This window comes from Emticicia sp. CRIBPO (genome assembly GCF_009905725.1).
Lineage (GTDB): Bacteria > Bacteroidota > Bacteroidia > Cytophagales > Spirosomataceae > Leadbetterella.
In genome coordinates this window covers 335,413-358,107 of sequence record NZ_JAAAKV010000005.1, presented here as the reverse complement: position 1 = coordinate 358,107, position 22,695 = coordinate 335,413, and the positions used below count along the sequence as shown (strand labels likewise).

14 protein-coding genes are annotated in these 22,695 nt (G+C 43.0%); 5 read left to right on the top strand and 9 right to left on the bottom strand.

Annotated elements, in window-relative coordinates:
* Window positions 1–218: 218 nt before the first annotated feature.
* The 4 genes from GVN16_RS12730 to GVN16_RS12715 all read right to left on the bottom strand — a co-directional run bounded on the left by GVN16_RS12730 (window position 219) and on the right by GVN16_RS12715 (window position 5,597).
* Window positions 219–3,023, bottom strand: a complete 2,805-nt coding sequence (locus GVN16_RS12730) for a prolyl oligopeptidase family serine peptidase (RefSeq protein WP_166564273.1) — start codon at window positions 3,021–3,023, stop codon at window positions 219–221.
* Window positions 3,024–3,122: 99 nt separating this feature from the next.
* A complete protein-coding gene (mraY, locus tag GVN16_RS12725; protein WP_166564272.1) occupies window positions 3,123–4,319 on the bottom strand; it encodes a phospho-N-acetylmuramoyl-pentapeptide-transferase in 1,197 nt (398 codons plus the stop codon).
* A 58-nt stretch (window positions 4,320–4,377) separates the two neighbouring features.
* Window positions 4,378–5,142, bottom strand: a complete 765-nt coding sequence (locus tag GVN16_RS12720) for a hypothetical protein (protein ID WP_166564271.1) — start codon at window positions 5,140–5,142, stop codon at window positions 4,378–4,380.
* 104 nt (window positions 5,143–5,246) lie between these two features.
* Window positions 5,247–5,597, bottom strand: a complete 351-nt coding sequence (locus GVN16_RS12715) for a YraN family protein (RefSeq protein ID WP_166564270.1) — start codon at window positions 5,595–5,597, stop codon at window positions 5,247–5,249.
* Window positions 5,598–5,671: 74 nt separating this feature from the next.
* On the opposite strand from GVN16_RS12715, the gene lipB reads away from it, so the two are divergent.
* From lipB to moeB, 3 genes are read left to right on the top strand one after another with little or no spacing between them, the layout of a single operon-like run.
* A complete protein-coding gene (lipB, locus tag GVN16_RS12710) occupies window positions 5,672–6,376 on the top strand; it encodes a lipoyl(octanoyl) transferase LipB (RefSeq protein ID WP_166564269.1) in 705 nt (234 codons plus the stop codon).
* Between the two features lie 20 nt (window positions 6,377–6,396).
* Window positions 6,397–7,422, top strand: coding sequence for a dipeptide epimerase (locus GVN16_RS12705; protein ID WP_166564268.1), 1,026 nt, complete (start codon window positions 6,397–6,399; stop codon window positions 7,420–7,422).
* A gap of 34 nt (window positions 7,423–7,456) precedes the next feature.
* On the top strand, window positions 7,457–8,521 hold the full coding sequence (gene moeB, locus GVN16_RS12700) for a molybdopterin-synthase adenylyltransferase MoeB (protein WP_166564267.1): 1,065 nt from the start codon (window positions 7,457–7,459) through the stop codon (window positions 8,519–8,521).
* Window positions 8,522–8,542: 21 nt separating this feature from the next.
* On the opposite strand, the gene ruvX is transcribed toward moeB, so the two are convergent.
* The 3 genes from ruvX to GVN16_RS12685 are packed head-to-tail and all read right to left on the bottom strand — an operon-like array spanning window position 8,543 to window position 11,067.
* Complete coding sequence (ruvX, locus tag GVN16_RS12695) at window positions 8,543–8,956, bottom strand: Holliday junction resolvase RuvX (RefSeq protein WP_166564266.1); 414 nt, start codon at window positions 8,954–8,956, stop codon at window positions 8,543–8,545.
* 1 nt (window position 8,957) lies between these two features.
* Window positions 8,958–10,238: an NAD(P)/FAD-dependent oxidoreductase gene (locus GVN16_RS12690; protein WP_166564265.1), complete on the bottom strand. Its 1,281-nt coding sequence runs from the start codon at window positions 10,236–10,238 to the stop codon at window positions 8,958–8,960.
* Window positions 10,231–11,067, bottom strand: coding sequence for an SGNH/GDSL hydrolase family protein (locus GVN16_RS12685; RefSeq protein ID WP_166564264.1), 837 nt, complete (start codon window positions 11,065–11,067; stop codon window positions 10,231–10,233). Before GVN16_RS12685 ends, GVN16_RS12690 begins: the two co-directional genes overlap by 8 nt.
* 154 nt (window positions 11,068–11,221) lie before the next feature.
* On the opposite strand from GVN16_RS12685, the gene GVN16_RS12680 reads away from it, so the two are divergent.
* Together GVN16_RS12680 and GVN16_RS12675 are read left to right on the top strand one after the other, a co-directional pair.
* Window positions 11,222–13,105, top strand: a complete 1,884-nt coding sequence (locus tag GVN16_RS12680; RefSeq protein ID WP_166564263.1) for a sensor histidine kinase KdpD — start codon at window positions 11,222–11,224, stop codon at window positions 13,103–13,105.
* Between the two features lie 7 nt (window positions 13,106–13,112).
* Entirely contained in the window at window positions 13,113–13,790 is a 678-nt protein-coding gene (locus GVN16_RS12675; RefSeq protein ID WP_166564262.1) for a response regulator transcription factor, read from the top strand.
* A 596-nt stretch (window positions 13,791–14,386) separates the two neighbouring features.
* On the opposite strand, the gene rpoC is transcribed toward GVN16_RS12675, so the two are convergent.
* Complete coding sequence (gene rpoC, locus GVN16_RS12670; protein WP_166564261.1) at window positions 14,387–18,688, bottom strand: DNA-directed RNA polymerase subunit beta'; 4,302 nt, start codon at window positions 18,686–18,688, stop codon at window positions 14,387–14,389.
* A gap of 37 nt (window positions 18,689–18,725) precedes the next feature.
* Window positions 18,726–22,583: a DNA-directed RNA polymerase subunit beta gene (rpoB, locus tag GVN16_RS12665; protein WP_166564260.1), complete on the bottom strand. Its 3,858-nt coding sequence runs from the start codon at window positions 22,581–22,583 to the stop codon at window positions 18,726–18,728.
* Window positions 22,584–22,695: the final 112 nt, after the last annotated feature.

Sequence of the window (22,695 nt, the reverse complement as noted above, 5' to 3'; positions counted from 1 at the left end):
TTTCTCGTTTTTCAGAGATTAATGATACAAAAGTCCGGCTTGAATTGCAATTTTGAAGGGTTGAATTTATTTTCCTTGAAGATAAGATAACAAAGGGCATCCTGACTACCAGAATTGTCGTAGTAGTACAAAACGCCAGTCAAATTAAAAATAGCGGATAATATATTCAGAAACATCTCTAATCCATATCTGCCATCCGTTCCCTTTTCCCATCCTCCCTACTCCCCTACCTTAAACCCATAATTCAAAGTCTTTTCCACAGCTGGCACACCCTTACTCATCCAAACCGGGGCAGGTGCTCCTTTCAAGTAATGGTCAAAGAATTGTGACATTCGCACAGACCAGTCTTTCCTGTTTTTTCTTTGAATCAGCCCATGTTTCTCACCGTTGTAGTTGACCATCCAGACAGGCTTATTGAGTCTTTTAAGTCCCATAAACATTTCGATACCTTGATACCACGGCACAGCACCGTCGTCGTCGTTATGCATCATCAGCAGTGGTGTTTTGACTTGAGGCAGATAAAACAAAGGCGAATTCTCAATATAGTTGTTCTGTTTCTCCCACAAAGTAGCTCCGATACGGCTCTGGGTATTTTCATATTGTGCCATCCTCGACAACCCCGTATCCCAGCGGATTCCCCCATAAGCACTTGTCATATTAGCCACCGGGGCTCCTGCTTCAGCAGCGGTAAACAAGTCCGTCCTGGTGATCAGGTAAGCCGTCTGGTATCCTCCCCAGCTGTGTCCTTGTATACCTAGTTTTGTTTTATCCACAAAGCCCATATCCAGCACTTTCATCACTCCCGGCATAATACAGTTGTAGGCACTCTGACCGGGATATCCGTCTTTGTAAACAATATCGGGCACGAACAAGACATAACCGTTGCTTACATAATAAGAATAGTTGACACTGGCCCTGATCGGCTGCGGCACCTGGTACCTGTACAATTCATCCGACAGTTTTTCGTAGAAATAAGTAATCATCGGGTATTTTTTTGACGGATCAAAGTCCTCAGGCTTGTACAGCAACCCTTTCAATTCTATCCCTTCCAGGCTCTTCCAGCTTACCATCTCCACACTGCCCCAGCTGATGTTTTTCTGCTGTGGATTGGCTTCCGAAATCTTCCTGATCTCTTTAAAACCCATATCCGCAGAAGTATATAAATCAGGAAATGAATCAAAACGTTCTCTTGTAAATACGACATCAGAAGCTTCTTTGGCCTTGAATACACTGTTTGAATACCAGTAATCCTCCAGCACCAGGATCGACACCTTTCTTTCTGCCAGGTTGGTCATCTGGGCATATCCCGATTGCTTCGATCTTTCATTAAAGATATGCAGCAACAAAGTCTTTTTTGAATCTATGAATTTCTCATCCTTGTCCAGTCTGACATACCGGTGAATGAGCTTATCCTCACGGCCCTTGGTCCAACGCTTCAGGTCTCCGGCTTTGGAAGGATCCACACTCCAGATGTCAAACTTATCATAAATCAGCAATTCATTGTCATCTTCCGTCCAGCCTGCCGCTCCATACGCACCCGGATAGTCAGGATGGTCATCGTCTTCCTTATCAGAAAAAGCAGAAGAATTGGTCAGCCTGATCACCTTCTCGGACCGCACATTATAGGCAAACCAGGCCGTATCGGCTTTTGAATACCAGTAAATATATTTTCCGGCTGGAGAAACAGACAGGTCTCTGGCTTCAGGTTTCACCCCCTCAGTCACTTTAGAAGGCCGCCCGTCTTTCACCGATATAGCATAAAGATCAGCCGTTCCGTTCCAGTCCCAGTGTTGTCCTGAATATTTCAGGTCAGAAATCCCCAATAAGACCTCTTCGTTAGCCTCTTTGGTCAGCTTCACCGTCGGTATTTCCAGCGTAGCCAACTGGTTCATTTTCTTGTTACCGGTATTAAACACAGCTAGATAACTCTTCTTTAAATCGGCACTCAGGGTGGCCAGTTGCTGGGTCATCAGTTTCGGGTCTTTCCAGTTCCACACATCCACTTTCACAATGTCTTCTTCCAGTATCGTCGTGTCTTTGACCAATGCAGGCGGTACAGTTCCGAAAAACAATTTCGAGCCGTCTTTAGAGAAAAGCGGTTCGTAATACTGACTAACCGTCCATTTGGCCGGAGCAGGGTTTTTCAATGAGTCAGCCACCAGTTCGGCGGTTTCCTGGTCAGCTTTCCAGTAATACAACTGATAGTTCTTTTTCAGGGCCTTTTTGGTGGTATCGGGATCTGTCACAAATGCCATATGGCTACCGTCCTCTGAAAAAGACACAGTAAGCACTTTTGCCTTGGTTTTAAGAACGGGGCTCAGGCTTTTTTTATCTGTGTGGTAAACATATAATCCTGAAGCGATGGTAGAATCATTTCCGGTGGTCGCAAATGCGAGATGCTTTGCGTTTTTATCAAATTTATACTGGTAAACAAAATTAAATACCTGGTCGGCTTTTGAAGTCAGGTGACGAAGCACCAGCTTACTGCCGTTATCTTCCGTTTCTTTCTTCTTCTTAGGAGCACCCTTTACTACTTTTACTGTATCTTTTTTTTCAGGGAAACCAGGATAATGAAGATAGGCCAGCCATTCGTTGGTGAGCTCCGGAAAAATGAAACTCTTTACAGCAGGAATTTTCTCCAGGCTCTGGCTTCTGAGCTGATAAATCCCCAGGCTGTCTTTTGGAAAATTCTCTTTCTTCTTTTTGGCTTTCTTGGCGGCCGTCAGAGAGTCTTCCGGAACGTTGATCTTAAAAACGGCCAGTTCTGAATTCGGGGAGATTTTCACATTATTGGCCCGGTTGACTGTGTCAATCAGGTTTCCCCGCATCGGGTAAAAAACCAGTTTACCATCTCCATCCTGAGGGTTGAGCGTAAACACCGTCCACATGCCGTCATGTGTGATTTGAGTTTCATTGATCGCTTTCCATTGGTCGTAGTCTTTATGGGTCATCGGTCTTTTCTGAGCACTGACTGACTGCCCAAAAAGAGTAAGTAACAACAAAAGCAAAAATGAATGTTTCATGGCTCGAATATTATAGGTTATAGTTTGGCTTGAAGAAACTAAAAAACAATTCAGGCTACCCGTTGAGATAGCCTGAAAACACTTAATAAAATAGGTATATTATCGCAGTTTGAGGGTTACAAGGCATACTACAGCGAGTACAACCCCGATGATCCAGAAACGGGTAACTATTTTCGATTCATTAAATCCTTTTTTCTGATAGTGGTGGTGAAGCGGAGACATCAGGAACAGGCGGTGCTGCTGGGCATATTCAAGCCCGTGCTTCCGTTTCTGATACTTAAAATAACTTACCTGGAGGATGACCGAAAGGCTTTCTACCAGGAATATGCCGCAAAGGATCGGAATCAGCAATTCTTTTCTCAAAACCAAAGCCAGGGTAGCAATCACACTTCCTAACATAAGACTGCCGGTGTCGCCCATAAAAACCTGGGCAGGATAGGCATTATACCAGAGGAAACCTATACAAGCCCCGAGAAAGGCCGCACAAAAAATCACCACTTCTCCCGAGTTGGGAATCAGCATGATATTAAGGTATTCTGCAAAAATCTTATTTCCCGACAGATAAGCAAAAATCGCCAGCGTCAAACCGATAATGGCAGATGATCCGGCCGCCAACCCGTCAATACCGTCCGTGATGTTGGCTCCGTTGGAGACAGCCGTGATGATGAAGATACAAATGAAAACGTAAGGCACCCAGGCAAGGCTTTCGGGAAGAAAACTTCCTAAAATATTGTAATCAATCTCGTTGTTCTTAAGAAAAGGAACAGTAGTCGTAAGGATATGTTTATCCACAAAACTCGCATTCGGCCCTGTAAATTCCCTTACTTTAACATGATCATTGAAGTATAAGGTAAAACCGACAATCAGCCCTAAACCAATCTGACCGATGATCTTGAATCTTCCCTTCAGACCTTCTTTGTCTTTCTTGAATACTTTGATATAATCGTCTACAAATCCGATCATACAGGTCCAGATGGTGGTAATGATCAGCAGAACAATATAGACATTATCCAGTCTTGCAAACAAAAGAACGGGGATCATCAGTGAGGCCAGAATAATAAAACCACCCATGGTAGGCGTTCCTTTTTTCTCCATTTGACCCTGTAAACCCAAATCGCGGATACTCTCACCGATCTGAAGGTTACGAAGCATTTTAATGATACGCTGGCCATAAATGGCCGCAATAAGTAATGACAGAATGGTAGCGGCAGACGCCCTGAAAGATATGTATTTGAAAACACCGGCTCCGGGAATATCAAATACCTGATCTAAATAGGTAAAAAGATAATATAACATAAAAAATGGGGGTTTTTAGGGAAATTCAGGCAAATATAAACATTAATCTGCTCAAAATTTATAATTCGCTGATTTGGTTTACGCCCAGTTCTCCAAAATAAGCCTTCCAGTAATCCGTCACGTGCGGGTTGTTTTCTTTCGATGAACTTGTGGCTTCAAAAGGCAGAATCACCGTAATCACAGCTGACGAAAGATTAAGGTCTTTATATTTGGCAGCATCTGTTTTAGCCCATTCCTGTGCTACTTCTGTGCTCGAAGGGGGTGCTATATGAAAATCGCGGCCAGCTTTTACGCTCTCAATCATGTCAGAGAAATAATACACACGAACGTCCTCATTCCCTTTTAAAGCATCAGATACCAGCGGCACACTCACAGATATGTTGGTTTCCCTGTTAGACGCTCCGGTATTTTCGGACATCAGCTTTTCCATGGCCATATTAAAGATCAGTTTTCTTTCTTTGGCTATGCTCAGCTCATAGTTGTTTTTATTGGCTTCAATATCCGTTGCATTCATGCCCTCCTCAGAGTCCTTGGTCGTTCTGGCCACCAGGTTAAGGCACCTTGCCTTTGAGGTATTTTCATGGATGTAATAAATCTCCAGCTGATCTCCGGCCTTATTGATATTAAGATCTACCAGTGATTGTATAATGTTCTTATATTTATTAAGAATAAACGGATTAGACACACTTACACTTTCTGTTTTGTCAATAAACAGAATAGAGTGAATGGGCTTTTGATCAGGCAATGCCTTCTCATCTTTTTCAGAAGAGCCGCAGCCCGACATAAAAAAAGCTATAGCTAAAACTAAAAAGGGGAATTTCATTCGATGAAAGTGATTTTGGAACCTGATATGTGTAAAAGTAAATTTAAAATGCAAAAATAAATACGTTTATCAGAGAAAAAAAGTGTTGTAACGGATAAGTATTTTCAAAAATAAGCATCTTCAAAATGCAAAAGTTCAAATTCAGGCTTCATCAGGATAGAAATAAAATCAAATCTGATCTCACCTTCCCAGGTATAAGTATCCAGATATCTCTCCGCTCCTCTTTTAACGGCGTTTATTTTGGCTTTAGTCATCGTTTGTTCAGGATAACCATGCCAGTGATTTTCACGGAGTCTAACCTCTACAAACACGAGGATATTATCCCGTTTTGCAATAATATCCAGTTCTGAATAGCCTATTTTTACATTCCGCCGGATGATATGGTATCCGTTTTTAATGAGGTGGGCAACAGCCAGGTCTTCGCCTTCTTTTCCTGAATCCTGATTTTGACTCATTTTTTTATTTATTTTGTTGTATGATTAAGATAAGATTAAATGCTTGTCAAATGTAAGATGATTGATCTGAAATAATGCAAAATAAAAGAGTAGAATTTATTGACCTTGGTTTGGTTGAATACCAGGAAGCCTGGGATTTCCAGGAAGAACAGTTTCAGAAAATAGTCAGCTACAAAATTACGAACCGTGACCTGACTGAAAAGCAGGCCACGCCTAATTATCTCATTTTCTGCCAGCATCCGCATGTTTATACCCTCGGCAAAAGCGGGAAGCAGGAAAACCTTCTGCTTGACGAACAAGGCCTGGCTGACAAAAAAGCAACGTTTTTTAAGATTAACAGAGGAGGAGACATCACCTATCACGGTCCGGGACAACTGGTGGGGTATCCCATCATCGATCTTGACAATTTCTTTACCGACATCCACAAATACATGAGGTTGCTGGAGGAAGCCGTAATCATGACCTGTGCAGATTATGGCATTGAAGCCGGCAGGATTGAAGGCCTGACCGGAGTATGGATAGGCAAGGATGATAATCCCAGGAAAATATGTGCCCTGGGCGTCAAAGCCAGCCGATGGGTAACCATGCATGGTTTTGCATTTAATGTCAACACAGACCTCAATTACTTCAACAATATTATCCCATGCGGCATTGACGACAAGGCTGTTTGTTCGCTCGAAAGTGAGCTGGGACGTACTTTAGACCTGTCTGAAGTATCGGGCAAACTCAGAAAGCACATCTCTGACCTGTTTGAAATGGAAATCTTTGAAACAGCATAACAATCAACATACATCACTTTATGAAGGTAAAAACACATATCTTAACGCTAAAAAGCCGCTACATTTTCAGGATTGCTCACGGAGCCAGGACAGAAACCAAAACATTTGTGGTTGAATTGCAGGACGGGGAATACACCGGCTACGGAGAAGCAACTCCTGTGCCTTATTACGGTATCACCCCCGAAAGCATGCAGCAACTCATCGAAGACAAAAAGGAATTCATAGAAAATTACGACCTCCAAAGCCCGGAAGATTTCTGGGCATACCTGAGGCCGAATTTTAAAGGCAATCATTTTGCTCAATGTGCCCTGGATATTGCAGCTTATGATCTCTGGGCAAAAAAACAACACCAGCCACTTTATAAACTCTGGGGCCTCACACTTGACCATAATCCGGTGTCCAACTATACTATAGGTATTGATGAGATCGATATCATGGTCCAAAAAATGAAAGAGTTTGATTTCCCGGTTTATAAAATCAAGCTTGGAACGGAAAACGACCTGGAAATTGTAAAAGCCCTCAGGCAGCATACCGATGCAGTATTCAGGGTAGACGCCAATTGTGGATGGGGTGTGGACGAAACCATCAGAAACTCCCGGGAACTGGTAAAGTACAATGTAGAATTCATAGAACAGCCCTTACTCGCCGATAATCTTGAAGGGATGAAGGAAGTCATCAAATCATCTGCATTACCGCTTGTTGCTGATGAAAGTTGCATTGTAGAAGAAGACGTGGAACGTTGTCATGGTTATTTCAATGCCATCAACATCAAACTGGCCAAGTGTGGGGGATTAACACCTGCCAGAAGGATGATCAAAAAGGCCAGGGAGCTGAACATGAAAGTGATGGTGGGCTGCATGACAGAAACCAGCATCGGTATCTCGGCCATAGGTCAGCTTTTGCCTTTGATTGATTATGTGGATATGGATGGCTCTATCCTCATTGCCAACGATCCGGCGGAAGGGGTTTACCTGGACAAAGGAGTAGCTGTATATCCTGAAAGAAACGGTATAGGGGCCGCATTTAAAAGTATTATTTCAGGATAAAAAACACCTGAACATAATTTTTCAAAACAGAAAAATGGACTTATCAACAGACGATTTTCAGAGATATCAACGTCAGATCATCCTCCCGGAACTGGGTGAGGCTGGTCAGAAACGGCTGAAGGAAGCCAAAGTACTGATCATCGGCTGTGGTGGATTGGGAAGTCCTGTGATCCTTTACCTGGCTGCTGCGGGTGTGGGTAATATCGGCCTGGTTGAATATGATAAGGTCGAAAAAAGCAACCTTCATCGCCAGATATTATATAAAAATGATGCTGTAGGACAATCAAAAATTGAACTGGCAGCCCGGTCTGTTGCTGAGATCAATCCCGGCATCAGGGTTACGCAACATGCTGTAAGGCTTGATCGCTATAATGTTCTTGACATTTTCCGCTCTTATGACCTGATCGTGGATGGTTCTGACAATTTCCCGACAAGGTACCTGGTTAATGACGCCTGTGAGATACTCGGAAAGCCCTACGTTTATGGTGCTATTCACCGTTTCGAAGGTCAGGTAGGCGTTTTCAATCATCAGGACTCTTCTACTTACCGTGACCTATTCCCTGAGCCTCCGCCACCGGAAATGGCTCCGAACTGTGCAGAAGCGGGGGTTTTGGGTGTCATTGCAGGTTTGATCGGCTCAATGCAGGCCAACGAAGCCCTTAAAATCCTGGGCGGTTTTGGTCAGCCGCTGGCAGGTGAATTATTTATCATTGATGCCCTTACACTTTTCAGCAGGAAATTCAGAATCCCTAAAATAGCTGACCGCCCAAAGGTCATTGAGTTGATAGACTATGAAGTATTCTGCCAGGTCAGTCAGGTCAATGAAATCACATTGGAAGAACTGGAAAGATGGCAGGCTGAAGATAAAGATTTCCAACTGGTTGATGTGAGGGAGCCAAATGAGTACGAAGCTAACAACCTGGAGGGAGAGTTAATTCCCCTGGATGAAATTGAAGATCGCCGGAACGAAATCAGAAAAGACATTCCTGTCGTAATCCATTGTCAGACAGGATTAAGAAGCAGCAGGGCTATTAGTATACTAAAAGAAAAGTTCGGTTTTGACAATCTGATCAACCTTAAAGGTGGAATTTCAGGATAATTTATTCCTGTTAACTAGCCTTTAAAACTGAGACTCCATAAAACTCTGAAGGATGATCACTGCACTGATCTTGTCGAGATTTCCTTTGACCTGCCTGTCTTTTTTCTTCATCCCTCCTGCTATCATCGCCCTTCCGGCCAATTTAGAAGTAAACCGCTCGTCATGAAAACTGACAGGAATAAGCGGAAATTCTGTTTTTAGGACTTCTGCAAAATTCCGGACAGCCTGAGTAGCATCCGTATCCCTGCTGTCAAGACCAAGAGGCATACCTAACACAAACCGTTCTACCGGTTCCTTCTCTGTATATTTCTTTAAAAAACCGATGGCAGTTTCTGTAGGCACTGTTTCCAGAGCTGTGGCTATGATCTTTAAAGGATCCGTAACGGCCATCCCTGTTCTTTTCATTCCGTAATCTATCGCGAGTATTCTTGGCATCTTATTTCATCATTTTTTCAAGTTCATTTTTATAGACATGAAAATCAACCTGCAGGGTGTGGCGTGCGGATGACTTGTATCGCTCCGACATCTTTTGTTTGTCCCTCATGATTTCTTCCTTCATTTTTGCGACCGTGGGTAAAACGGTCGTTCCTTTTAATACAGAAACGATCCATTTCGACTGAACTTCCGACAAAGGCATAATGGCTCCCAAAGGCTGCATGAGCCCAATGAAAAAGAGACCGGGAAACCCGGGGTCAATTACTTTCTTGTAAAGCCTGATGTCATTCGTTTCTTCCACGTCAAACTGCGGAATGTGTTTCAGGAATGGGAAAGTAATTTTATACCCGGTGGAATATACCAGGATATCAAAATCCTGTGAAGTGCCGTCCTCAAAGTAAACGGTCCTGCCTTCCAACTTTTTAATATTGGGTTTAAACTTAACGGCTCCTCTTCCTGAGAGGTTCAGCAAATCCTGAGATAATGTCGGGTGCTCGCTGAGCAATGGTCGTTTCGGTTTGGGTACTCCGTAGTCTTCCTGTTTGCCCCGGGCCAGCCATAAGGTAAGACCCAGAAGTTTTCTCTGAATCCATAAGGGTAGCCTGGCCGTAGCAGGATTGGCAAGGCTGTCAAAAGGGATGCTCCAGATCCAGTTAGGTGTAATGTAGGCTCCGCTTCTGGTTGAAATCACTACTTTGCCGGAATACTGCCTGGCGGCTTCACAGGCAATGTCAACGGCCGAATTACCGATACCCACCACCAGCACATCTTTATTTTTAATCTGATCAGGCTCCCTGTAATAATGTGAGTGCATCACTTCTCCCTCAAATTTGCCTTCAAATTCAGGATATCTCGGGTTCCAGTGATGTCCGTTGGCTACAATCACATGGGTGAACAACTCTGAGGAACCATCTTCCAGTTTTACTTCAAACCGGCCGTCTTTTTCAGGGCTTACCCGGGCAACAGCCGATTTAAACCTGATGAATTTCCTGATATCAAAATGCCTTACATAATCTTCAAAATACCGGATGATTTCTTCGTGATGCGGAAACATAGCGTAATGTTCAGGCATCGGGAAATCAGAATAAGCCATGAGGTTCCTGTTGGTATTGATATGAAGTGATTTATAGGCGGATGAAAGCCCGTTATCATTGTTGTATCGCCACACCCCCCCTATGTCTGATCCTTTTTCGTAACAGACAAAATCTATCCCTGCTTCCTTCAGGGTTTTAGCGGCGGTAATGCCTGAAGGTCCGGCTCCGATGATACAAACTTTAATCATTTATCCATTTTATTACCTGGTCAGCGATCTTTTTCCCGGCCGTATCATTCTGATGCATAAAATCCGGACTTAATACATTCCCGATACCTTCACTTATTTTATTCCAGGACTGTCCGAAAAAATAGTGCAAAACCACAGACCTGGTTAAAAGGAACGGGTATTTTTCAAAGGCATATTTACTTCTCGGAGGATTTTCCAGCAGATAGGCCTTCTGCTCTTCCCTTACCGGAATATAACTAAGGTTTTCAAAGGTAGCGATTTTCAGGATGACTGCTGAATATTCATCTGCCAAAGTGTTCGTTTTGTTTGTAAGATCTTCTCCCATCAAAGGCAACGAGAGTAAGGCAATCCCGGCTTTGGTCCTGCTTTTTAAGATTTGAATGATCGTCTTAAGGTTTTCTTCGAAACCCTCAGGACCTGTATTCTCATCTTTCAAAAGACGGTTCATGGAACGGTATCTTTTTTCTGAAACTTCGTAGGCCACCGCATTGACATCGTTGGTTCCGATCAGGATTGTGATATAATCAGGATCGGCCAGTACTACATCATCCACCCTTCTGAGCAATGAAAAAGTCAGATCAGAGTTTATTCCGGCGTTGAAAACAGTCATTTCCGGAAATTCTTTTCTGACCTGGTTTACCCAGTTGTAACTTACATTGCCATGGGTATTGCTGTCGCCAAAACACACCAGCACGGGTTTATTTTTATCTGAAACAGAAATATTCCGCGGATCAGGATACCCTGATGGTTTGAGATGGGTGAGCATCAGCCTGAAAACAAATAAACCGCCCAATAGAAGAACTATAAAAATGATTAAAACAAGAAGCATTGATAAGGATAGATTTAAGAACGTAAGTTACTGAATGTGAATGTAAATTCTGAGTAAAAATAAAGTTTTGACAGAAGTTAAAAAGTGTTAAACCCGCATTTTCTAAGCAGAAGAATCGTTAAATTTGATAGTCAATAAACAGGTGTATTAAGTTTTGAAGAATTTTAAAGTATTAATCGGGTTGATGTTTCTCGCCATGCTGTGCCTCATCGGGTTTCAATGGTATTGGGTAGAGAATGCTTTTGCGGTTAAAAAAGAGCAGTTTGACCGGAAAGTGATGGAATCTCTTTATGAAACCATCCGGAAAGTGGAGAAACAGGAAGTCATATTTCTGGCTAATCAAAAAATAAAGGCTGACGAAAACAAGCGTCTGCAGGCCATTCTCCATGCCGAGCCCAAACCGTCAAAACGGAAAACTCAGCATAGAAAACCTTCTGCACAGGATAGCCTGAATCACCTGGCGTCAGGTGATCTTAATGTCTATGACGGAGAGCATAATCCGATGAATTATAATCAGATTTACTACGAAAGCAAAACCATTTTACCTTCAGATATAGGCGGGCCGAACCTTATCGTTTTCCCTGAAAACAGGCTTCATTTCATCAAAAATATGCTCAGTGAGCAAAATCTGATGTGGGAGAGGTTCAATAAAAATGCCCATGAAATTTTTGATCGTGAGGAAAGCCTTGACGAGATAATCAATACACTGAATGAGCAGGTTGGATTCCCGAAACTCCCCTCCGAAACCATAAAATACAGCCTTAATCAGGATGGCACTTTGGGTCCCTTAGGTAATTCTGCTTCAGGTTTTACCTTCAGGTTTAATACCAAAGGAGATTCGCTTTCAAAAAAACAAGTCTCCAAACCGGCCCCGGTTTCGACGGAAAACATCAAGGTGGCCCTGGAGAAAAAACAAAATAAGGCAGAACTGGTACGTGATGTATTCAAGGATTTTATCAAAGGCAACCGTAATATTTATGAAAGGCTGAATCAGCAAATGCTGGACACATTGCTGCGTCATGAGCTTCATAACAATGGCATTACCATCCCGTTTGAGTATGGTGTCAAGAATAACGGGAACATGATTTTCACGTCTTATGCCCTCAACTTTAATCCTCAGCTGGCTTCCAAATCTTACAATGTCCGGCTGTTTCCTAACGATGCCATGGTGCAGGACCAGTTTCTGTATGTTTATTTTCCGGAGAAAGAGAGCTTTATTTTAGGAAACATGTGGTCAGTATTTGGTACTTCTGCCCTTCTGATCCTCATGATTGGCGGCATCTTTTTCTCCTCAGTAAGCACCATGTTGAATCAGAAAAAACTGTCGAACATCAAGAACGACTTCATCAATAACATGACCCATGAGCTGAAAACGCCGATATCCACTATATCACTGGCTGTGGAGGTCATGAAAGATGAACAGGTAAGAATGGATAAAAGCAAAACAACGCGGTATCTGAACATCATACACGATGAAAACAAAAGACTCGGTAACCAAGTGGAAAAAGTATTGCAGATTGCCCTGCTGGAAAAAGGTGATGTGAAGCTGCACCTGGATGAAGTCAATCTTCATGAGATCATCGAACACGTCTCTCAGAATCTGAGTGTACAGATTGAACAGAAAGGTGGTAGACTGCACATGGACCTGAACGCCGGTCAGCCGGTTCTTCTCGGGGACGAAGTACACATTACCAATATTGTTTACAACATTCTGGACAATGCCATCAAATATTCTAAAGAAACACCCGAAATTACCATCACCACTGCTGATTCAAACCAGGGGCTGATGTTAAAAGTGGAAGACAAGGGTATAGGTATGAACAAAGAACAACTGAGCCGCATATTTGAGAAATTCTACAGGGTTCCGACAGGAAATGTTCACGATGTAAAAGGCTTTGGCCTGGGGTTGAGTTATGTCAAAAAGATGGTTGAGTTGCACAACGGTCATGTTAAAGTGACCAGCAAACCCACCGAAGGAAGCACTTTTGAGATATTTTTACCCCTGGAGAACCCGATTAAGGCACCCACCATAAACTAACAGATCAATGAAAATATTATTAGCCGAAGACGACCCTAATTTAGGATTATTACTACAAGAATATTTAATAGCCAAAGGCTATGAGGTAGAGTTGGCAAGAGACGGGAACGAAGGCATGGACCTGTTTCTGAAATACAGTTTTGACTTCTGTATCCTGGACGTCATGATGCCTAAGAAAGACGGCTTCGCATTAGCAAAGGAAATCCGCCTAAATAACGAAGAAGTGCCGCTCATTTTTCTTACGGCCAAATCAATGCAGGAAGATACTCTTCGCGGTTTTAATGCCGGTGCAGACGATTACATCACCAAACCCTTCAGCATGGAAGAACTTCTGATGCGTATCAAAGCCATCATGAAACGTGCCGGCAAGTCTGAAGCCAAGGACCTTTCGCAGCCGTTTAACATCGGCACCTACGAGTTTAATCCGGAGAACCATGAGTTGTCATGGGATGGATCAAAACAAAAGCTTACAACCAAAGAATCGGGGCTTCTCAACCTGTTCTGCCAAAACAAAAACAAACCCATCAGCCGGAGCTACGCCCTTAAGCTGATATGGGGAGACGATTCCTATTTCAATGCCAGAAGTATGGATGTCTACATCACAAAGCTGAGAAAACACCTCAAAAACGACACCTCCATTCAGATTCTTAACCTTCATGGGGAAGGGTTTAAGCTGATCTGCTGATTAGTTTTGAATGATTGAATGCCTCAGTGATTGTATAAAGGTAATGAATAACTTAATTGCCAAGTCATGGCTGATAACCAATGACTGAATGCCTCAATGATTGAATGTGGAGACTGAAAAGTTATCTGTTAACATTATCGTACAAGCGTTCAGAGGCTTGGAAACCAATATTTTCTTTTAAGCTTAATATCATTAATCAAGCATTTCCGGGATTGAAAGCTTATGGCTTGCGTCTACAAAAAATAAAAAGACATTTAGGAAACCCAAATGCCTTTCTGAGACGAAAATACTTTAACCTATGATAAATCACCTTTTAAGGGATGATGTCTTAATTCTCTTTCAATGATATGCCTTCCGGCACATACAACTAACAAATTTATTAATTTTTATCCCCAAATTCAAAAGTAAGTCTTAAAAATATTAAAAAAGAATCGTTAAATTCTTTAAAAGTATCTTTACACGATTCAGGAGCATTATAAGCAAGCTGAATGTTGGACTATACGACAAAAAAGAGGGCTGACCAGCAAATGGTCAACCCTCTTTTAAATTCATACTAATCCTGAAACGGATGACGTTTCCGTCATTTGTTTCATTTATTAATCTACGTACTCACGTTTTCTCGGTTCGATTACCCTTCTTTCTTTAGCTGCTTCAAGTTCTTCTTTTGAACCAATTATGATAGACTGGTAAGTTCTTCTACCTGTTCCGGCAGGAATCAGGTGACCAACGATAACGTTTTCTTTCAGACCTTCAAGATCATCACGTTTTCCTTTCACGGCTGCTTCAGAAAGTACCTTGGTAGTTTCCTGGAACGATGCCGCAGAAATGAACGATTCAGTACCCAATGAAGCAGTCGTAATACCCTGAAGCATTACCTGAGAAACTGCCGCCTGAGCATCTCTTACAGTCATTTGTTTTTTGTCTTCACGTTTCAGCCTTCCGTTTTCATCTCTGAATTCACGGTTGGTGATGATCTGACCCGGTTTGAAAACTTCAGATGCACCAGCATCTACAACCACCTTTTTATCGATGATTCTGTCGTTTTCTTCACGGAATGTCCATTTGTCGATAGCCTGCATTTCAAGGAATGAAGTATCACCGGCATCAATCATATCGACTTTCTGCATCATCTGACGCACGATCACCTCAATGTGTTTGTCCGAGATTTTTACCCCTTGCTGACGGTATACTGCCTGAGTTTCATCAACCAGGTATTCCTGAACAGCAGTAGGTCCTTTAATTCTCAAAATGTCTGCCGGAGTAATGGCTCCATCTGATAACGGCTCACCCGCACGGATAAAGTCACCTTCCTGAACAAGGATCAGTTTAGAAAGAGATACCATGTATTTCATTTTGGTACCATCCTTAGCCTCTACGTAAATCTCTCTGTTACCACGTTTGATAGTACCATAAGATACCACACCGTCGATTTCAGAAACAACCGCAGGGTTGGAAGGGTTACGTGCTTCGAAAAGCTCTGTTACCCTCGGAAGACCACCGGTGATATCGCGGTTCATGTTGATCGCTCTAGGGATCTTGGCAAGGATCTGACCTGCTTTGATCACCTGTCCGTCTTCAACCATCAGACGTGCACTTACCGGAAGGTTATATTCTTTTTCTTCTCCGCCTTTAACGATCACACTCGGGTTTTTAGCTCTGTCTTTAGAGTCTGTGATTACTTTATCACGGAAACCGGTTTGTTCATCGGCTTCTTCACGATAAGTAATACCTTCTTCGATGGAATCATAAGCAACTACCCCGTCCATTTCAGAAAGGATAACGGCGTTAAACTGATCCCAGTGACAGATCTGCTCACCTTTTTTAACGGTCTGACCTTCCTTAACAACCAATGTTGAACCGTAAGGAACAATGTTGGAAATAAGGATTTGTTTAGATTCAGGATCGATAATTCTTACTTCACCACGACGACCGATAACGATCACTGCAGGATTTCCTTCTTTATCAATTGAATCAACTGTTCTGATATCTTCGAAATCCAGTTTACCGGCAAACTTCGCTTTAATGTTCGCTTCAACAGAAACGTTCATCGCAGTACCCCCTGTGTGGAAAGTACGGAGCGTCAACTGTGTACCCGGCTCACCGATAGACTGAGAGGCAATTACACCCACAGCTTCTCCGACATCCGCCATTCTGCCTGAGGCTAGGTTACGTCCGTAACATTTACCACAGATACCTGTACGGGTTTCGCAAGTCAAAGGAGAACGGATCTCGATGGTTTCAATGGCTGTCTGATCAATTCTGTCAGCAATTTCTTCAGTGATTTCGTCACCTGCCAATACAATAAGCTCCTTGGTTAAAGGATCGATAATGTCATGAACAGACGTACGTCCAAGAATCCTTTCAGATAATGGCTCGATCACATCTTCATTTTCTTTCAGGGCAGAAACATTGATACCTCTCAAAGTACCGCAATCTTCTTCATTGACTACCACGTCCTGAGCAACGTCATGCAAACGTCTGGTCAGGTAACCGGCATCGGCAGTTTTAAGGGCTGTATCGGCAAGACCTTTACGGGCACCGTGGGTAGAGATAAAGTACTCAAGAACGTCAAGACCTTCCTTAAAGTTAGAAAGAATCGGGTTCTCAATGATCTCTCCTACCGAACCTGCAATGTTCTTCTGAGGCTTGGCCATAAGACCCCTCATACCACCCAGCTGACGAATCTGCTCCTGAGAACCACGGGCTCCGGAGTGCATCATCATGTAAACCGGGTTAAAGCCCTGACGGTCATTTTCAAGTTGGTGCAACAAAGTCTCACGCAATCTTGTATTGACACGGGTCCAGATATCGATGATCTGGTTATATCTTTCACGCTCGGTAATGATACCAAACATGTAGTTATTCTGTACTTCTTCTACTTCGCCACGGGCATTTTCAATCAGTGATTGTTTTTCTTCAGGGATCATGATATCACCCAGACCGATAGACAAACCACCTTTAAATGCCGACTGGAATCCTAGTTCTTTGATTTCGTCAAGGAACTGGGCCGTACGGGCAAAGCTTACTTCTTTGAATACCTGACCAATGATTTTCTGAAGTTTTTTCTTCGTCAACAGTTCATTGATGTATCCGACTTTCTCAGGAACAAACTGGTTGAACAATACTCTACCGGCAACAGTTTCGATGATCTGGTCAACTAATTCACCATTCTCATTTTTAACTTTAACTTTTACCTTGATATAAGCATGTTTCGAGATCTGTCCTTCGTTAAGGGCGATGATTACTTCCTCAGCTGAGTAGAAAGTCATGCCTTCTCCCAGGATTTTCTCTTCTGGAGTTGTTCTCTTGCCTTTGGTTACATAATACAGACCTAACACCATGTCTTGTGATGGTACCGTGATCGGTGCACCGTTGGCAGGGTTAAGAATGTTATGTGATGACAACATCAACACTGAGGCTTCCATAATGGCTTCCTGTCCAAGCGGAACGTGAACAGCCATCTGGTCACCGTCAAAGTCAGCGTTAAAGGCTGTACAAACCAACGGGTGTAACTGGATCGCCTTACCTTCTACCAGTTTCGGCTGGAACGCCTGGATACCCAGACGGTGAAGTGTAGGAGCACGGTTTAGCAATACAGGGTGTCCTTTCAATACATTTTCAAGGATATCCCAGATTACAGCGTCTTTGCGATCTACTATTTTCTTCGCAGATTTTACCGTTTTAACGATACCTCTTTCGATCAGTTTTCTGATGATAAACGGTTTGAATAATTCAGCCGCCATATCTTTAGGAAGACCACACTCATGTAGTTTAAGCTCTGGTCCTACCACGATTACCGAACGTCCTGAATAATCGACCCTTTTACCCAAAAGGTTTTGACGGAAACGGCCTTGCTTACCTTTCAGCATGTCTGAAAGTGATTTCAGGGCACGGTTACCATCAGATCTTACGGCGTTGACTTTTCTTGAGTTATCAAAAAGTGAATCAACAGCCTCCTGAAGCATACGTTTCTCGTTACGAAGGATTACCTCCGGAGCTTTGATTTCCAACAGTCTTTTCAAACGGTTGTTACGGATAATCACCCTTCTGTAAAGATCGTTCAGGTCAGATGTTGCAAAACGGCCACCATCAAGAGGCACTAACGGACGCAATTCAGGTGGAATAACAGGCACCATACGGATGATCATCCATTCAGGTCTGTTTTCGATACGGGAATTGGCATCACGGAAAGCTTCAACCACTCTCAATCTCTTAAGAGCTTCGGCTTTACGCTGCTGAGAAGTATCAGTAGCTGCCTGGTGACGCAATTCGTATGAAAGCTCGTCCAGTTTCAATCTTGAAAGAAGCATCTGCAAAGCATCTGCTCCCATTTTAGCGATGAACTTATTAGGATCTTCGTCAGGAAGCAGCTGATTTTCTCTCGGCAATTTGTCAAGATGATCAAGATACTCCTCTTCTGTTAAGAAATCCATGTAAGAAACACCGTCTTCCTCTTTGATACCAGCCTGCACTACCACGTATCTTTCGTAGTAGATAACCTGATCCAGTTTCTTGGAAGATAATCCCAGAAGGTAACCGATTTTGTTCGGTAAACTTCTGAAGTACCAGATGTGAGCAACAGGCACAACCAATTCGATGTGTCCCATTCTTTCACGACGGACTTTTTTCTCGGTTACTTCAACACCACAACGGTCGCAGATGATGCCTTTGTAACGAATTCTTTTGTATTTACCACAGTGACATTCCCAGTCCTTTACAGGTCCGAAAATACGCTCACAGAAAAGACCTCCCATTTCTGGTTTGTAGGTTCTGTAGTTGATCGTTTCCGGTTGGGTAACCTCACCGAATGATCCCTCCAGGATTGATTCCGGAGAGGCCAAACTAATGGTGATGCTATTAAAATCGCTGTTTAGCTTTTTGTTTTTCTTTAATGACATTTTCTAAATTTTTTATATGAAAATGATTCTGTTTAAATTACTTCAAGGTGATTTCCAGAGCCAAACCTCTCAATTCATGAACCAATACGTTGAATGATTCAGGAATGTTCGCTTTAGGAAGGTTTTCACCTTTCACAATCGCTTCATAAGCTTTTGCACGTCCGATTACGTCATCTGACTTAAGGGTCAGAATCTCACGAAGAATATGAGAAGCACCGAAGGCCTCAAGAGCCCACACCTCCATCTCACCAAAACGCTGACCACCAAACTGAGCTTTACCACCCAATGGCTGTTGCGTAATCAATGAGTATGGTCCGATTGAACGGGCGTGCATCTTATCATCTACCAGGTGACCCAGTTTCAGCATGTACATGATACCTACTGTTACTTTCTGGTCAAACGGCTCTCCTGTAAGACCGTTATATAATTGCGTACGTCCAAATTCAGCTAAACCAGCTTCTTTCAATTCGTTAGCTACCTCTTCAGTTGAAGCTCCGTCAAAAATAGGCGTTGCATATCTGCGACCCAGTTTCCTTCCGGCCCATCCTAAAACAACTTCATAAAGCTGTCCGATGTTCATCCTTGAAGGTACACCAAGCGGGTTAAGAACGATATCCATCGGGCTTCCGTCTTCAAGGAACGGCATGTCTTCGTCACGGACGATCCTTGCCACAACCCCTTTGTTACCGTGGCGACCCGCCATTTTATCACCCACTTTCAACTTACGTTTCTTAGCGATGTAAACTTTGGCCAGTTTCACGATACCTGCAGGAAGCTCATCACCTACTTCAAGTACGAATCTTTCTCTTTTGTAAACCCCGATCAGCTCACTGCGTTTGGCAAGATAGTTTTTCACCAGCTTAACCAGTTGCGAGTTCAGGTGATCGTCACCAGTCCATCCTTCAAGAATGATATCACCCAAAAGGTTTGCTTCTTCCGGCACATTGTATGAGCTTTCATCCACAAACGGGTTCTTTTCAGGGAACAGGTTATTAGAAATGTTTGATTTATTGAACTTCATTCCTTTAGAAATCAGTTCTTCTCCGAATTTGTGCTTAACACCGTTACCGGTTTGACCGTCAAGCAATTCGGTCATTTTATCAATCATCACAGATTTAAGAGCCATCAAAGATTTGCTGTGTTGTTTCATCAACACTTTCAATTCTTCTTTATGTTTAACTCTTTCTTCTTTAGATGGTCTTGAGAAAAGTTTGGTATCGATAACCACACCTCTTAACGATGGCGGAGCCTTTTTCGAAGCATCTTTCACATCACCGGCTTTGTCACCAAAGATGGCACGAAGTAGTTTTTCCTCCGGAGTCGGATCAGACTCTCCTTTCGGAGTGATCTTACCGATCAGGATATCTCCTTCTTTGATGTGGGTACCTACTCTTACGATACCGTTTTCATCAAGATTTTTAACGGTTTCTTCCGAAACGTTCGGGATTTCAGCAGTAAGCTCTTCTTCTCCTCTTTTGGTATCTCTTACTTCAAGGTCGAACTCTTCGATGTGGATAGAGGTAAAGATATCCTCACGAACCACTCTCTCCGAAATCACGATCGCATCCTCAAAGTTATATCCCTGCCAAGGCATGAAGGCTACCTGAAGGTTACGTCCAAGGGCTAATTCACCACCCTGAGTTGCGTATCCTTCTACCAGGATCTGACCTTTTTTCACTTTTTGTCCTTTAAGAACAATCGGGTGAAGGTTGATACAGGTATCCTGGTTGGTTCTGCGGAATTTAATCAGGTTGTAAGTTTTAACATTGGTGTCAAAGTTTACAAGTGTCTGATCGCTGTTCCAGTCATAGTTTACCACAATTTTCTCAGCATCCACGTATTCAATAAATCCTTCGCCTTCCGCTACAATCAGCGTACGTGAATCTCTCGCCAGTCTTCCTTCCAAACCTGTTCCTACGATAGGAGCCTCAGGTCTGAACAAAGGAACAGCCTGACGTTGCATGTTCGAACCCATCAGGGCACGGTTGGCATCATCATGCTCAAGGAAAGGAATCAGCGAAGCGGCCACAGATACGATCTGGTTAGGAGCAATATCCATGAACTCAATATCATTAGGGTTTTTCAATGGGAAATCCCCTTCATATCTACATTTCAGGCTACCTACGGTAAAGTTACCGGCTTCATCCACGTCGGCTGTTGCCATGGCGATGTTTTTACCGTCTTCTTCTTCAGCTGTCAGGTATTCGATGGTTCCGGTGATTTTACCTTCTTCGATTTTCATATAAGGCGTTTCAATGAATCCCATTGAATTGACCTTAGCGAAAGTACAAAGTGAGGAAATCAGACCGATGTTTGGTCCTTCCGGAGTTTCAATGGTACAAAGACGGCCATAGTGAGTATAGTGAACGTCACGAACCTCGAAACCTGCTCTTTCTCTTGAAAGACCTCCTGGTCCAAGTGCTGACATACGACGTTTGTGCGTAATTTCAGCAAGAGGGTTGGTCTGGTCCATAAACTGAGAAAGCTGGTTGGTACCGAAGAACGAGTTGATAACAGAAGAAAGCGTTCTCGCGTTGATCAGGTCAACAGGCTTGAAGTCTTCATTATCCCTTACGTTCATCCTTTCTTTGATGGTACGGGCCATACGGGCAAGACCAACGCCGAATTGTCCTGACAACTGCTCTCCTACCGTACGAACACGACGATTGGAAAGGTGATCGATATCATCGACAACGGCTTTAGAGTTGATCAAACCGATCAGATATTTCACGATAGAGATAATATCTTCAGTAGTTAATACCCTTGTTTCAAGATCTGTAGTCAGGTTAAGTTTGGTGTTAACCCTGTAACGGCCTACTTCACCCAGGTCATATCTCTTGTCAGAGAAGAACAGACCCTGAATAATCTCACGGGCAGTAGCCTCATCAGGTGCTTCAGTGTTTCTCAGCTGACGGTATATTTGCTCAACAGCCTCTTTTTCAGAGTTCGAGCTATCTTTCTGTAGTGTATTGTAAATGATGTTGAACTCGGCAACGTTGGCATCTTCTTTATGAAGGATAACCGATTTCTGCTCCGTATCAAGGATCGTAGCCACATCACTTTCAGAGATGATAGAGTCCCTTTCAAGGATAACTTCATTCCTGTCGATTGAAACCACCTCACCGGTGTCTTCATCCACGAAGTCTTCAGTCCATGTTTTAAGAACCCTTGCAGCCAGTTTACGGCCAACAACGTTTTTAAGATTTTCTTTAGTGGCTTTCACCTCTTCAGAAAGACCAAATAAATCAAGAATTTCCTTATCCGAACCAAATCCGATTGAACGAAGCAGGGTGGTTACAGGAAACTTCTTTTTACGGTCGATATAGGCATACATGACGTTGTTTACGTCAGTAGAGAACTCGATCCATGAACCCTTCATCGGGATAACACGGGCAGAGTAAAGTTTGGTACCGTTGGTATGCTTGCTCATAGAGAAGAATACACCCGGCGATCTGTGAAGTTGAGAAACGATAACCCTTTCCGCACCATTGATGACGAAAGAACCTCTTCCGGTCATGTAAGGGATATTACCTAAGAATACCTCCTGCTCGATGGTTTCGAAATCTTCATTATCTGAGTCATTACAAAGCAAACGAAGTTTGGCTTTCAGCGGCACAGAATATGTTAAGCCTCTGTCGATACATTCATCCACAGAGTATTTTGGTTGGTCGATGGTATAATCGACGAACTCCAGTACGTAATTTTCCCGTGAGTCAGCAATCGGAAAGTTATCCATGAATACCTGATACAGACCTTCGGCACGACGGCTTTCGGCTGGGGTATCAATCTGGAAAAATTCGGTAAATGATTGCAGCTGAATATCCAAAAAGTCAGGATATTCCAGTACGGGTTGAACACTTGCAAAAGTCTTCCTTCCGGTTTCTGTCAAATTCAAGGTTTTAAATGTTTAAATGTTAAAAATTTAAATTACTTGACTATGCTAAAATAAGGCGTGGATGCCCGATCCTGTAAATTTTAGCTATCAAAAATCGCAGTGAAGAAAAAAC